The organism is Methyloceanibacter sp. (assembly GCF_035650995.1).
In the GTDB taxonomy this organism is placed as follows: domain Bacteria; phylum Pseudomonadota; class Alphaproteobacteria; order Rhizobiales; family Methyloligellaceae; genus Methyloceanibacter.
Genome location: NZ_DASRGO010000105.1, coordinates 17939 through 29846, shown reverse-complemented (window position 1 = coordinate 29846; position 11908 = coordinate 17939). Strand labels below are relative to the sequence as shown.

The window sequence follows — 11908 nt, the reverse complement described above, 5'->3', positions numbered from 1 at the left end:
ACCTGATCGCGCTTCCAGGCGAGATAGGCGCCCCTGTCCATGTGCTGAAGCGCGCAGCCGCCGCAGGCGCCGAAATAGCGGCAGACGGGGGCCACACGCTCTCTGCTCGGCGCGATGACGTCGAGGAGAGCGCCGCGGTCCTCGCCAGGCTTCCGCACGATCACCACCCTCTCGCCGGGAAGGGTGAAGGGCACGTAGATGGGACCGTCGGGACCGTCGGCCACGCCGTCCCCGCCGGCTCCGAGCCGGGCGATCTCGACTTCGCGGATGTCAGCAGCCATGGCGCGCGCCGATCAGGAATTCGACATTGCCGCCGCGGCCGCGGATCGGCGAGGGCACGACGCCCTCGACTTTCCAACCCGCGGCCTCGAGGAATTGCCAGACGCGGGTGACGGCCTTCTCCCGGGCCGCCTCCGAGCGCACCACGCCGCCCTTGCCAACAGCCTGCCGGCCGGCCTCGAATTGCGGCTTGACTAGAGCGACCAGCCACGCGTCCGGCGCGGCGAGCGCGAGCGCCGCAGGAAGCGCGAGGGTCAGGCTGATGAAGCTCACGTCGGCGACGATGGCGCCGACCGCCTCCTTGACGATCGCTCCGGACAGGTGCCGCGCGTCGGTCTCTTGCAGGGCCACGACGCGCGGGTGGGCGCGGAGCCTTGCGTGGAGCTGATCGCGGCCGACGTCGACGGCATAGACCTTGGCGGCGCCGTGGGCGAGCAGGACTTCAGTGAAGCCTCCGGTCGAGGCGCCGAGATCGAGCGCGACCCTCCCCTCGGCCTCGAGGGCGAAGGCCTCGAGCCCGGCCTCGAGCTTGAGCGCCCCGCGCGAGACGAAAGTCGGCGCGCCGGGACTCAAGACGAGCATCGCGTCGGGCCGGACCGAGACGCCCGGCTTCAGCGCGGGCGCGCCCTCGACGCTCACGCAGCCGCTCCGCACGAGCTCGGCAGCTCGCGAGCGGGTCTCCGCCAGACCTCTATCCACCAATAATTGATCGAGACGCGTTTTTTTGTAGATGGTCACGCAAGCTTCTCATATGCTTCACCGCGCGACGGGGATTCCCTTTCGTGCGGTTGTCGAACCGGGAGCGGCCGGGCACCGCCCATCTATACACTGCGGAGCGCCCCGCTCGGCGTGACACGCGGAGGTATCGTGAGCCAGGACCATTGTACGGCTTACCTCACCGAGAAGTGTGTTGTCCAAAATCGTGACGTGACCGGCGGCAGAGCCGTCTTCGCCCGGGAAGTGATCGAGCCCGGCGAGCTGATCGGCTTGTGGAGCGGCCGCATCGTGACCGCCGCGGAGCTCGACGAGCTTCCGGTCGAGATCAGGCGTCACACCGTTCAGGTCGAGGAAGGCCTTTACCTCGCCTCGCTCTCCCCCGAGGAGGCGCCCGACTTCATCAATCACTCATGCGAGCCGAATGCGGGCCTTGACGGGCAGGTCGCTATCGTCGCCCTGCACCGGATCCTGCCCGGCGAAGAGGTGACGATCGACTACGCCATGTGCGACGGCTCGTCCTACGACGAGTTCGATTGCGAGTGTGGCTCGGCCTTGTGCCGTGGACGCGTGACCGGAGAGGACTGGCGAAACCCAGAACTCTGGCAGCGCTATGCCGGCCACTTCTCGCCGTATCTGGCGAGGCGGATCGACGCGCTGCGCCGCAGGCGCGCCCCGCACCGGACGAAGCGCAAGCTTGTGCTCGCCGCGAGCCGAGGCGGCGCGTGATGGGAACCGCCGGCGGCGAAAGTCCCGGAGCGCTCGCGGCGCTCGCGTATCCATCCCTATACCTTCACTCTCTCCTTTCAAGGAGCTGAACGATGCTGCTTATCGGCACCTACCTTGCGCCGAGCTCGATCGAAGGGATCGGCGTGTTCGCGGCCGAGCCGATCGCGCGCGGCCGTCTGATGTGGAGTCTGAATCCGAAATTCGACGTATTCGTTCACCCTCACGAAATTGAAGGGCTGCCGCCGCATATGCAGGACTACGTCGCCCGCTACTCCTATCCGCATCTGGAGATGCCGGGCGTGGTGATCCTCGACAGCGACAACGGGCGCTTCATGAATCACAGCCTCGAGCCGAACACGGATTTCCGCATCTTCGACAAGGGTTACGCGCTGGTCGACATCGCCGTCGGCGAGGAACTGACCTGCAACTACCATGAGTTCGATCCGAGCTTCACCGGCTTCTTCTCGGTCGCGCCCGTCAAGGCAAGCGGACGGAGGGCGCGGGCCAATGGCTCGGCGCGGCGCTAGACGGAGCGGACTTGGCGCGGCGTTCTGCCTCCTCGCGGCGGCTTTTCCGGCGCCCGACGCTGAGGCGGCCGAACCCGGCGCCATCGATGGCTATGCGTGGATGGGCGGCGTGCGGGGCGGAACCGCCTCCTTCGCCTATGGCTCGCCGGAGAGCGCCGAGGACCTCGAATTCTGGCTGACCTGCGAGCCGAAGACGAAAAAGACCGCGCTCACCGTCTATGTCGACATCAAGGGCACCAAGGTCGGTCAGACCATGCCGATCGAGATCAGCGTGGGGTCCGCCAGCACGGTCGTCAAAGGCAGGATCGCGACCGACGAAATGACCGGCTTCTATTTCGCTGAAGCCAAGGGGCTCGAGGTCAAGCCGGTGGTCGAGGTGTTCCAAGGCAAAGGCACGGCGACCATCAAGACCGGCACCCTCACCACGCTTCTGCCCGAGAAGGGCCGCGCCGCGGCTTTGGCCGAATTTGCCAAGGGCTGCAGGCTCGACTAAACAGACCCCCGGGGCGGCTCCCTGTCGCCTGCGCGCTCCTGCAACCGAAGCCCTCGCGAAAGCATTTCTGCCATGATGATCGGACCCTTGGTGCGCGCTCTCTTCGCCGTGATTGCGGTGGTCCTGTCCTCGGGCCTGGTCCGCGCTGAGGAGGGTCAAGTGTGGCTCAGCAAGTCGAACGGCTCGCTAGTGACGCTCGCCTACGGCCCGGTCGATCCCGCCAAACCGCCCTTCTTCCTCCTTTCCTGCTTCAATGGGATGGACGTCGCCGTGCTCGACCTGCATCAGGAGATCGCGGGCGCCAAGCCCGGCGACAAGGTCGGCATCGAGATCAGCGCCGGCTCTGCCACGGCATCGCTCGAAGGCGAGACCTCTCATGACGAGGTGAGCGGGCTCACCGTCGCCGAAGCGAGCGACATCAAGGTCAAGCCGGTGCTGGCCGTGCTGAGCGAGAAGGGTCAGGTCACGGTGAAGGTCGGCACAACGAGCACGAGCCTCGGCGAGCAGGGGCGCGCCGACGCTGTCGGCAACTTCGCCATCGACTGCAAGCTCGATTAGGCGAGACGAACGGCGCCCGTGTTCTCGGCACTCTTGCCGAGCGCGGCGAACACCGATGCCACGATCCCGGCCGCATCCAATCCGGCTTCGGCATACATGACGTTCGGCTTGTTCTGCTCGACGAAACGGTCGGGAAGCGTGAGCGTCCGCACCTTCAGCCCGCGGTCGATGAGGCCTTCGCGAGCAAGTGCCTGAAGCACCTGGGCGCCGAAACCGCCTGACGACCCCTCCTCGACGGTGACCAGCACTTCGTGGTTCTTCGCCAGTTGGCGCAGCAAATCCATGTCGAGCGGCTTGGCGAAGCGCGCATCGGCCACGGTCGCCGGCAGGCCGAAGCCCGCAAGCTGATCGGCGGCAACAAGGCATTCGGCGAGCCTCGCGCCGAAGGAGAGGAGCGCCACGGCGGAACCCTGGCGCACGACCCGTCCCTTGCCGATGGGGAGGACCGTGCCGCGCTTCGGCAGGACAACGCCGGTCCCCTCCCCGCGCGGATAGCGGAAGGCAGACGGCGCATTATCGATGGACGCTGCCGTCGCCACCATGTGCATCAGCTCAGCCTCGTCGGCGGCGGCCATGACCACCATGCCGGGGAGGCAGGAGAGATAGGCCACGTCGAAGGAGCCGGCATGGGTCGGTCCGTCGGCGCCGACGAACCCGGCGCGGTCGATGGCAAATCTCACCGGCAAACCTTGCACCGCGACGTCGTGCACCACCTGGTCATAGGCGCGCTGAAGGAAGGTCGAATAGATGGCGGCGAAGGGCTTGTAGCCTTCGGCGGCGAGCCCCGCCGCGAAAGTGACGGCATGCTGCTCGGCAATGCCGACATCGAAGCACCGCTCGGGGAAGACATCGGCGAAGCGGTCGAGCCCGGTGCCGGAGGGCATCGCCGCAGTGATGGCAACGATCTTCTCGTCGGCGCGGGCCTCCTCGATCAGGCTTTGCGCGAACACCTTGGTATAGCTCGGCGGCAGGCCGGCGGCAGACGGCTCCTGCGCCCCGGTGACGACGTTGAACTTGCCGACGCCGTGGAACTTGTCGGCGGAAATCTCGGCCGGGCCGTAGCCCTTGCCCTTCTGCGTCACGACGTGAACCAGGATCGGCCCGTTCTTCATCGCCCGTACGTTGCGCAGCACCGGAAGCAGGTGATCGAAATTATGCCCGTCGATCGGCCCGACGTAATAGAAGCCGAGCTCCTCGAACAGAGTGCCGCCGGTCCAGAACCCGCGGGTGAACTCCTCGGCGCGCGCGGCGCGCTTCTCCCAGGTCTTGGGCAGAAGCTTGTGCGCCATCTGCTTGAGGAAGCGGCGGAAGCGCCGGTAGGCGCCGCCGGAGATGAGCTTGGCGAGATAGGCGCTCATCGCGCCGACCGGCGGCGCGATCGACATGTCGTTGTCGTTGAGCACGACGATGAGGCGCGAATCCATGGCCCCGGCGTTGTTCATCGCCTCGTAGGCCATGCCGGCGCTCATCGCGCCGTCGCCGATGACGGCGATGACGTTGTGGCTCTTGCCGCTAAGATCGCGCGCCACGGCCATGCCGAGCCCGGCCGAGATCGAGGTCGAGGAATGGCCGGCGCCGAAGGCGTCGTATTCGCTCTCGTCGCGCTTGCAGAATCCCGACAGGCCTCCGGCTTGGCGGAGCGTGCGGATGCGATCCTTGCGGCCCGTCAGGATCTTGTGGGGGTAAGATTGATGTCCTACGTCCCAGATCAGCCGATCGTCCGGCGTGTCGAACACGTGATGTAACGCAATGGTGAGTTCGACCACGCCAAGCCCTGCGCCAAGATGGCCGCCGGTGACCGACACGGCGTCGATCATGACCTGCCTGACCTCGCTCGCGAGCTGCGGCAGCTCATGATCGGGAAGGGCCCGCAGATCGGCCGGCGTGTTGATACGGTCAAGCAGAGGCGTTGGATTCGGGGGAGTGCTCAAGGGTCGGCCTTTTCGGGAAGGGCGCGAAGATCAATGCGTTAGAGAGCTTTAACGGGGGGCACCCCGCGTTGCAACTCCCCTATGAGACAGGCAAAACCATGCCGATGAGCATGGCAAGAGAGGCGATCATCGAAGAGCGGCCAGTCCCTCCCGAGGGCCGGCTCTCCTTCCCCATGCTGATGCTGAGAATCCTCGGAAATCCGGTGGCGAGCTGGGGCGAGGATTTCTATCGGGAGGGAATCGTCGTCTATCGCTGGCTCGGCATCGAGACGGCCTTCGTCATGAATCCCAAGGCGATCGAGAGCATTCTTCTCGACACCACTGGGAGTTACTCCAAGCAGCCGCTCAACGACGAGGTGTTCGGCGCGGCCATCGGCGGCGGGCTCCTCAGCGCCGAAGGCGAGGACTGGCGCTGGCAGCGGCGGCTCACCGCGCCGATGTTCAGAGCGGACGACATGCTGGGTTTCGTGCCGGCTTTCGCCGCGGCGGCGACGCCCATGCTCGAGCGCTGGAAGACGGCGGGCCCCGGCGCGGTTCAGGACATCGACCGCGACATGACGCGCGTCACCTTTCAAGCGCTCCAGGACACCGTGCTCGGGGCGAGCGTCGGCGAAGAGGAGAGGAGGTTCATCGAGGAAGCGAGCGCGAAGTTCCTGGTCCATTCGATCTGGAAGGTGGCGCTTTCCTCGCTTCGCTTGCCGCCTTGGATTCCCCACCCTGGCGCCCGCGCCATGGCGCGCGACGGACAAACGATGCGAGGGGTTGCGGCACGCGTGTTGGCAAGAGCGCGCGAAAGCGGCACGGGAGGCAACGACCTGCTGCAAAGACTGATCACCGCGCGCGATCCCGCAACGGGAGAGGCGATGCCCGACCGGCTGATCATCGACAACCTTGTCACCTTCCTGGTCGCGGGCCACGAGACCACGTCGCAGGCGCTCACCTGGTCGCTCTATCTGCTCGCCCTGTTCCCGGAATGGCAGGAGCGCCTGCGCGAGGAGGTGCGCCAAGCGGTGGGCGACGGCGGCTCGATCGCGCGCGACGACATCGCCAAACTCGTATTGCTCGATCAAGCTTTCCAGGAAGCGATGCGCCTCTATTCGCCGGTGCCGCTCCTGATGCGGCTCACGACCCGCCCGGTCACCGTGGGCGACGTCGCCCTGAAGAAAGGCGCGATGATCATCGTCCCGATCTATGTAATCCATCGCCATCGCAGGCTGTGGCAAGATCCGCTCACGTTCGATCCGTCGCGCTTCTCGCCGGAAGCGAAGGCCGGACGCCCGCGTTGCGCCTATATGCCGTTCGGCGCGGGACCCAGAACGTGCATCGGCGGCACCTTCGCCATGGTCGAGGGCAAAACGCTGCTCGCGAGAATTCTAGCCAGCGCGAGACTCGAGCTGCCGGAGGGCGAACAGCCGCTCCCCTTCGCTCGCATCACGCTCCGCCCCAAGGGCGGCCTTAAGCTCAAGGTGACAATGCTCGATAAAGGAGCGGGCTAGTCCTCGACGTCGAGGGGCTCGGTGCCGGTGGGCTGGCCGTTCTGGTTGAGCGAGATCTTCTCAACGCGGGCCTCGGCCTTGCGCAACAGGGTGTCGCAGTGGATCTTGAGCGCCTCGCCGCGCTCGTAGATGAGGATCGAAGCCTCGAGCTCGACATCGCCCTTCTCCAGGCGCTCGACGATGCTTTCGAGCTCCTTGAGCGCCTGCTCGAAGCTCATCGACTTGATGTCGGAGTGATCTTGGGTCTCGGCCATGGCCTGCCTTAGCCCCTTCCGCCCGTCCTGATCAAGAGGCAAGCGAAGGACCCCGTTTCACGCACCCATCAGCGTGGCGACGTGGACAGCGGCCGACTTCGCCAAAGCGTCGAGATCGTAGCCGCCCTCGAGTGTCGAGACGAGCCTGCCGCCGGTGTGCTTACGGGCTGCCTCGAGCAGCTTCTCGGTGACCCAGGCGAAGTCGCTCTCGGTGAGCCTGAGCTGCGCCAGCGGATCGCGGATATGAGCGTCGAACCCTGCCGAGACGAGGAGGAAATCGGGCGCGAAATCGTCGAGCGCGGGCAGGATGCGCGTCCCGAAGGCGTGACGGAACGCCCCGCTTCCGTCGCCCGGCTTGAGCGGCGCGTTGCAGATATTGCCGGCGCCGGTTTCGCTCGCCGCGCCGGTCCCCGGAAAGAGCGGCATCTGATGGGTCGAGCCGTAGAACAGATCCTTGTCAGACCAGAAGGCCGCCTGTGTGCCGTTACCGTGATGCACGTCGAAATCGATCACCGCGACGCGGCTGGCGCCATGGGCGGCGCGGGCGTGCAGCGCGCCGATCGCCACGTTGTTGAACAGGCAGAAGCCCATGGCGCGCGCTGGCTCGGCATGGTGGCCAGGCGGGCGCACGGCGCAGAAGGCGTTCTTGACACTTCCCGCCATGACCTGATCGACGGCATGCACGACGGCACCCGCAGCGCGCAAGGCGGCTTCCCAGCTTTTCGGCGAGACGATGGTGTCGGGATCGAGCCAGTTATGCTCACGCTTCGGAATCGCCGCGCGCACCCCCTCGACATAGCTGTGCGGATGCAGCCGCTCGATGACGGCAAGATCGGCAAGCGGCGCCTGCTCGCGAGAAAGATAATGAAAGCGCTCGCCCTCGAGCGCGTGCTCGATGGCGCGCAGGCGGTCCGCCCGCTCGGGATGGCCGAAGCCCGTGTCGTGCTCGAGGCAGGCGGGATGGGTAAGAAGCAGGGTGGTGGTCATGCGAGGCCCGGGCTTGTTCACGAAGCATAAGCACGGCTGCCCCGAGCTTGGCCAGTCTGTGCTACATGGCGCCTGAAACATCGCCGCAACCCGCCGATCAAGCCATGCCCATCGTTCCTGCCACTCCGGAGGCAATCGCACAGGCCGCGCGCGCTCTCGCGCGGGGCGAGATCGTGGCCTTCCCCACCGAGACCGTCTACGGGCTCGGGGCCAACGCCCTCGACGGAGCCGCGGTCGTCAAGATTTTCGCCGCCAAGAAACGGCCGCGGTTCAACCCGCTGATCGTGCATGTGCCGGGACCGGCGGAAGCCGAGACCTATGCGGTCTTCAATGAGACGGCGCTGAAGCTTGCCGAGGCGTTCTGGCCCGGCCCCTTGTCGCTCGTGCTCAAGCAACGCGCGGGCTGCCCCATCGCCGATCTCGTGACGGCCGGACTGGATACCATCGCTCTTCGCGCGCCAGCGCACCCGGTCGCCCGCGCTATCCTCGCCGAGGTCAGGCTTCCCATCGCGGCGCCGAGCGCCAACCGCTCGGGCCGCGTGAGCCCGACCACCGCAGCGCACGTCGCTTCCGAGCTCGACGACGCGCCCGCCATGATCCTCGACGGCGGACCTTGTCAGCTCGGCATTGAATCGACGGTGGTCAGTCTCGTGGGCGCGACGCCAGCGCTTCTCAGGCTCGGGGCCACGCCGCGCCGGGACATCGAGGAGCTTCTCGGCCACCCGCTTGCCGTGGCAAAGGCGGACTCTCCCATCGCCTCGCCGGGGCAGCTCGCCACGCATTACGCACCCGACACCAAGCTCAGGCTCGGCGCCACCGGCGTTGACCCGAACGAAGCGCTGCTCGCCTTCGGCAAGGACGTGCCGGAAGGCGCGCGCCTCACCGTCAATCTCAGCGAAAGCGGCAATCTCCAGGAGGCGGCCGCCAAGCTGTTCGGGGCGCTTCGGACGCTCGACCGATCCGGCGCCTCAACCATCGCCGTCATGCCGATCCCCGATCACGATCTCGGCGAGGCGATCAACGACCGCCTGCGGCGGGCGGCTTGCGGCGACACATCAAGACGCGCTAGCGATCAGACATGACGCGCCAGCCGGACCATAAGCGCCCGAACGCCGAGACCATCGATGCCTTCGTCCGCATCGTCGGCGAGGATCATGCGATCCGCGACGCTGCGGCGATGACGCCTTATCTCGTCGAGTGGCGCGACCGCTATCGCGGCAAGGCGGCGCTGGTGCTCAAACCGGCCGACACCGAGCAGGTTTCGTCGATTCTCAAGCTTGCCAACGAAACGCGCACGGCGGTCGTGCCGCAAGGCGGGAATACGGGGCTCGTCGGCGGGCAGATCCCCTTCGAGACAGGGAACGAGGTCGTCCTTTCGCTCGGGCGCCTCGATCGGGTGCGCGGTATAGACCTCGCCTCGAATTGCATGACAGTGGAGGCGGGGCTCGTTCTCGCCCTCGCGCGCCAGCTCGCCGCCAATGCCGGCCGGCTGTTCCCTTTGAGCCTCGCCTCGGAAGGGAGCTGCCAGATCGGCGGGGTGCTTGCCACCAACGCCGGCGGGGTCGCCGTGCTCGCCTACGGCAGCGCGCGCGATCTTACGCTCGGGCTCGAAGTCGTGCTCGCAGACGGCACGGTGTGGAATGGCCTGAAATCGCTGCGCAAGGACAATTCGGGCTACGACCTCAAGGACCTGTTCATCGGCTCGGAGGGCACGCTCGGCGTGATCACCGCGGCGGTGCTGCGGCTCTTCCCCAAGCCGGCCGAGCGAGTGACGTGCATGGCCGGACTTTCTCTGCTCGAAGCGGCGCCCGATTTCTTCGCGCGAGTTGCCGGGCGCGCCGGACCCGCGCTCACCGCCTTCGAGATCATGCCCCGCACCGGGCTCGAATTCGTGCTCCGCCACGGAAGCGACGTGCGCGAACCATTCCCCTCCCCGCACGCTTGGTACCTGTTGTTCGAGCTTACGAGCCCGCGCGAGGGAGAAGAATTGCAGCGCCTCGCCGAGACGGTGCTCGACGAGGGCATCAAGACGCGCGAGATCGAATCGGCGGTCATCGCTTCGTCGCTCGCGCAGAGCGAAGGACTGTGGCGGCTGCGCGAGTTGATGAGCGAGGTGCAAAAGCACGAAGGCGGCAGCATCAAGCACGACGTCGCGGTGCCGGTCGCACGCATCCCGGAATTCATCGCCCGCGCCAATCAGCTGGTCGAGTTGATGGTCCCCGGCGCGCGGCCGATTCCCTTTGGCCATCTCGGCGACGGCAACATCCATTACAATGTGAGCCAGCCGCCCGGCATGGACCGCACCATCTTTCTCAGCCATTGGGAGGCGATGAACGCCGCGGTGCACGAAATCGTGCTCGATCTCGGCGGCTCGATCAGCGCCGAGCACGGCATCGGGCGCATGAAGCGCGATCTCTTGCCGCACGCCAAGCCCGCCATCGAGATCGAGTTGATGCGCAAGATCAAGAGGGCGTTCGACCCCAACCGCATCCTCAATCCGGGAAAGCTCCTGCCATGAAGCGCCTGCAGATCGACGAATTGTGGACGGCCGTCGATGCCTATATCGGAGAGCACCTCTTGGCTCACGACGCAGCGCTCGAGGAGGCGCTCAAGGCAAGCGAAGTGGCCGGCCTTCCTCCGATCAATGTCGCGCCCAATCAGGGCAAGCTCCTCATGATGCTCGCCGAGATGATCGGCGCCCGGCGCATTCTCGAGATCGGCACGCTCGGCGGCTACAGCACTATCTGGCTCGCACGCGGGCTCGTCCCCGGCGGGCGCCTGATCACACTCGAGCTCGATCCGCGCTGCGCCGAGGTGGCGCGCGCCAACATCGCCCGCGCCGGACTTGGCGGAATCGTCGAGGTCCGCGTCGGCCGCGCGCTCGATACGCTCCCCGGCCTCGCGGCGGAAGCGCCGTTCGACCTCGTCTTCATCGACGCCGACAAGCCGGCTACTCCCGCCTATTACGAGTGGGCGGTCAAGCTCTCGCGCCCGGGCGCGCTGATCGTCGTTGACAACGTGGTGCGCGAAGGCGCGATCCTCGATCCGGAGAGCACGGATCAGCACGTGCAGGGCATTCGCCGCTTCTACGAGCTTGCCGCGGCCGACCCCCGCGTCAGCGGCACGGCGCTTCAGACCACCGGCGCCAAGGGCCATGACGGCATCGCCATCCTGCGCGTCACGGCGACGCCCGCGTCAATCGGCTAGAGCAGCGAGCGTTGCAGCGGCTCCTGGATGCCGGGCTCGTCGCGCTTCGAATCGTTGATCTTGGGATCGAGCTCGATCGCCTCGAACAGATCATCGGGCGCGGGCCGCAGCAACGCCGCGGCGGCTTCGGGCGAGGTTCCTTTGACATCGAGCCAAGCGGCATAGTCTTCCGGCGCCAGCACGACCGGCATGCGGTCGTGCAGCAGCGAGACAATCGCGTTCGACGGGCAGGTCAGGATGGCGACCGTGTCGGTCTCGACGCCTTGTCCGTCGCGCCAGCGCTCGTAGAGACCGGCGAAGGCGATGAGTTTCGCCTCTCGCGGACGCAGCAGGAAGGGCCTGCGCTTTCCCTTGGGACCGGTCCATTCATAGAAGCCGTCGGCAGGAACGAGGCAGCGGCGCCAGCGCATGGCATTGCGGAACGAGGGTTTGGCAAGAACCTCCTCCGAACGGGCGTTGATGAGGGTCGGGAATTTCTTCGGGTCCGTGACGAAGGACGGCAGCAGGCCCCAGCGCATCAGCCTGAAGCGCCGGGTGCCGGCACGGTCGACGGCGACGACGGGAATAGGTTGCGTCGGCGCGATGTTGTAGCGCGCCGGAAAGTTCGGCGTGTCGGCATAGCCGAAATAGGCGCGCACCGCTTCCGGCGGCGAGGTGAGACTATAGCGCGAGCACATGCTGAGTTGCACCCAGTAACACTTTGGCAATCATAGTTGGGCAACACTCGCACCCA

Annotated in this window: 13 protein-coding genes and 1 pseudogene; 8 read left to right on the top strand and 6 right to left on the bottom strand. The window is 66.5% G+C overall.

The genetic code is table 11. The features are described 5' to 3' along the window. Window positions 1-281, bottom strand: a pseudogene (locus VFB18_RS08160) (hypothetical protein); the annotation flags it as partial. Then, window positions 271-1017, bottom strand: coding sequence for a TlyA family RNA methyltransferase (locus VFB18_RS08155; protein ID WP_324973366.1), 747 nt, complete (start codon window positions 1015-1017; stop codon window positions 271-273). The pseudogene VFB18_RS08160 and the gene VFB18_RS08155, both read right to left, overlap by 11 nt. A 111-nt stretch (window positions 1018-1128) precedes the next feature. On the opposite strand from VFB18_RS08155, the gene VFB18_RS08150 reads away from it, so the two are divergent. The 4 genes from VFB18_RS08150 to VFB18_RS08135 all read left to right on the top strand — a co-directional run bounded on the left by VFB18_RS08150 (window position 1129) and on the right by VFB18_RS08135 (window position 3300). Further along, entirely contained in the window at window positions 1129-1722 is a 594-nt protein-coding gene (locus VFB18_RS08150; protein ID WP_324973363.1) for an SET domain-containing protein, read from the top strand. A gap of 92 nt (window positions 1723-1814) precedes the next feature. After that, window positions 1815-2249: an SET domain-containing protein gene (locus VFB18_RS08145; RefSeq protein WP_324973360.1), complete on the top strand. Its 435-nt coding sequence runs from the start codon at window positions 1815-1817 to the stop codon at window positions 2247-2249. Continuing rightward, window positions 2230-2742, top strand: a complete 513-nt coding sequence (locus VFB18_RS08140) for a hypothetical protein (RefSeq protein WP_324973357.1) — start codon at window positions 2230-2232, stop codon at window positions 2740-2742. Before VFB18_RS08145 ends, VFB18_RS08140 begins: the two co-directional genes overlap by 20 nt. 72 nt (window positions 2743-2814) lie before the next feature. After that, on the top strand, window positions 2815-3300 hold the full coding sequence (locus VFB18_RS08135) for a hypothetical protein (protein ID WP_324973354.1): 486 nt from the start codon (window positions 2815-2817) through the stop codon (window positions 3298-3300). On the opposite strand, the gene dxs is transcribed toward VFB18_RS08135, so the two are convergent. After that, on the bottom strand, window positions 3297-5231 hold the full coding sequence (gene dxs / locus VFB18_RS08130) for a 1-deoxy-D-xylulose-5-phosphate synthase (protein ID WP_324973353.1): 1935 nt from the start codon (window positions 5229-5231) through the stop codon (window positions 3297-3299). The genes VFB18_RS08135 and dxs overlap by 4 nt on opposite strands. A gap of 104 nt (window positions 5232-5335) precedes the next feature. Between dxs and VFB18_RS08125 the strand changes: the two genes are divergently transcribed. Then, window positions 5336-6727 carry a cytochrome P450 gene (locus VFB18_RS08125; RefSeq protein ID WP_324973350.1) on the top strand — a complete coding sequence of 464 codons (1392 nt, stop codon included), beginning with the start codon at window positions 5336-5338 and terminating at the stop codon, window positions 6725-6727. Here the strand turns inward: VFB18_RS08125 and VFB18_RS08120 are convergent. Together VFB18_RS08120 and VFB18_RS08115 are read right to left on the bottom strand one after the other, a co-directional pair. Beyond that, the gene (locus tag VFB18_RS08120; RefSeq protein WP_324973347.1) at window positions 6724-6981 is read right to left on the bottom strand and encodes an exodeoxyribonuclease VII small subunit; all 258 of its coding nucleotides are present in this window, start codon (window positions 6979-6981) and stop codon (window positions 6724-6726) included. The two genes, VFB18_RS08125 and VFB18_RS08120, sit on opposite strands and share 4 nt — an antisense overlap. 57 nt (window positions 6982-7038) lie before the next feature. Further along, window positions 7039-7968, bottom strand: a complete 930-nt coding sequence (locus VFB18_RS08115) for a histone deacetylase family protein (protein ID WP_324973344.1) — start codon at window positions 7966-7968, stop codon at window positions 7039-7041. Between the two features lie 104 nt (window positions 7969-8072). On the opposite strand from VFB18_RS08115, the gene VFB18_RS08110 reads away from it, so the two are divergent. Genes VFB18_RS08110 through VFB18_RS08100 form a run of 3 tightly spaced genes read left to right on the top strand, consistent with a single transcriptional unit; the run spans window position 8073 to window position 11175 of the window. Continuing rightward, window positions 8073-9050 (top strand): L-threonylcarbamoyladenylate synthase, encoded by a 978-nt coding sequence (locus tag VFB18_RS08110; RefSeq protein ID WP_324973341.1) that lies wholly within the window; start codon window positions 8073-8075, stop codon window positions 9048-9050. Further along, on the top strand, window positions 9047-10486 hold the full coding sequence (locus VFB18_RS08105) for an FAD-binding oxidoreductase (RefSeq protein ID WP_324973339.1): 1440 nt from the start codon (window positions 9047-9049) through the stop codon (window positions 10484-10486). The genes VFB18_RS08110 and VFB18_RS08105 overlap by 4 nt, the downstream gene beginning before the upstream one ends. Next, entirely contained in the window at window positions 10483-11175 is a 693-nt protein-coding gene (locus tag VFB18_RS08100) for an O-methyltransferase (protein WP_324973337.1), read from the top strand. The genes VFB18_RS08105 and VFB18_RS08100 overlap by 4 nt, the downstream gene beginning before the upstream one ends. Here VFB18_RS08100 and VFB18_RS08095 read toward each other — a convergent pair. After that, the gene (locus VFB18_RS08095) at window positions 11172-11852 is read right to left on the bottom strand and encodes an SOS response-associated peptidase (RefSeq protein ID WP_324973334.1); all 681 of its coding nucleotides are present in this window, start codon (window positions 11850-11852) and stop codon (window positions 11172-11174) included. The two genes, VFB18_RS08100 and VFB18_RS08095, sit on opposite strands and share 4 nt — an antisense overlap. Between the last annotated feature and the right edge of the window lie 56 nt (window positions 11853-11908).

Coding starts and splice junctions, on each gene's coding strand:
- VFB18_RS08115 (WP_324973344.1), bottom strand. CDS start 7,968: ATGACCACCACCCTGCTTCTTACCCATCCCGCCTGCCTCGAGCACGAC.
- VFB18_RS08135 (WP_324973354.1), top strand. CDS start 2,815: ATGATGATCGGACCCTTGGTGCGCGCTCTCTTCGCCGTGATTGCGGTG.
- VFB18_RS08110 (WP_324973341.1), top strand. CDS start 8,073: ATGCCCATCGTTCCTGCCACTCCGGAGGCAATCGCACAGGCCGCGCGC.
- VFB18_RS08125 (WP_324973350.1), top strand. CDS start 5,336: ATGAGCATGGCAAGAGAGGCGATCATCGAAGAGCGGCCAGTCCCTCCC.
- VFB18_RS08120 (WP_324973347.1), bottom strand. CDS start 6,981: ATGGCCGAGACCCAAGATCACTCCGACATCAAGTCGATGAGCTTCGAG.
- VFB18_RS08145 (WP_324973360.1), top strand. CDS start 1,815: ATGCTGCTTATCGGCACCTACCTTGCGCCGAGCTCGATCGAAGGGATC.
- VFB18_RS08105 (WP_324973339.1), top strand. CDS start 9,047: ATGACGCGCCAGCCGGACCATAAGCGCCCGAACGCCGAGACCATCGAT.
- VFB18_RS08140 (WP_324973357.1), top strand. CDS start 2,230: ATGGCTCGGCGCGGCGCTAGACGGAGCGGACTTGGCGCGGCGTTCTGC.
- VFB18_RS08095 (WP_324973334.1), bottom strand. CDS start 11,852: ATGTGCTCGCGCTATAGTCTCACCTCGCCGCCGGAAGCGGTGCGCGCC.
- VFB18_RS08100 (WP_324973337.1), top strand. CDS start 10,483: ATGAAGCGCCTGCAGATCGACGAATTGTGGACGGCCGTCGATGCCTAT.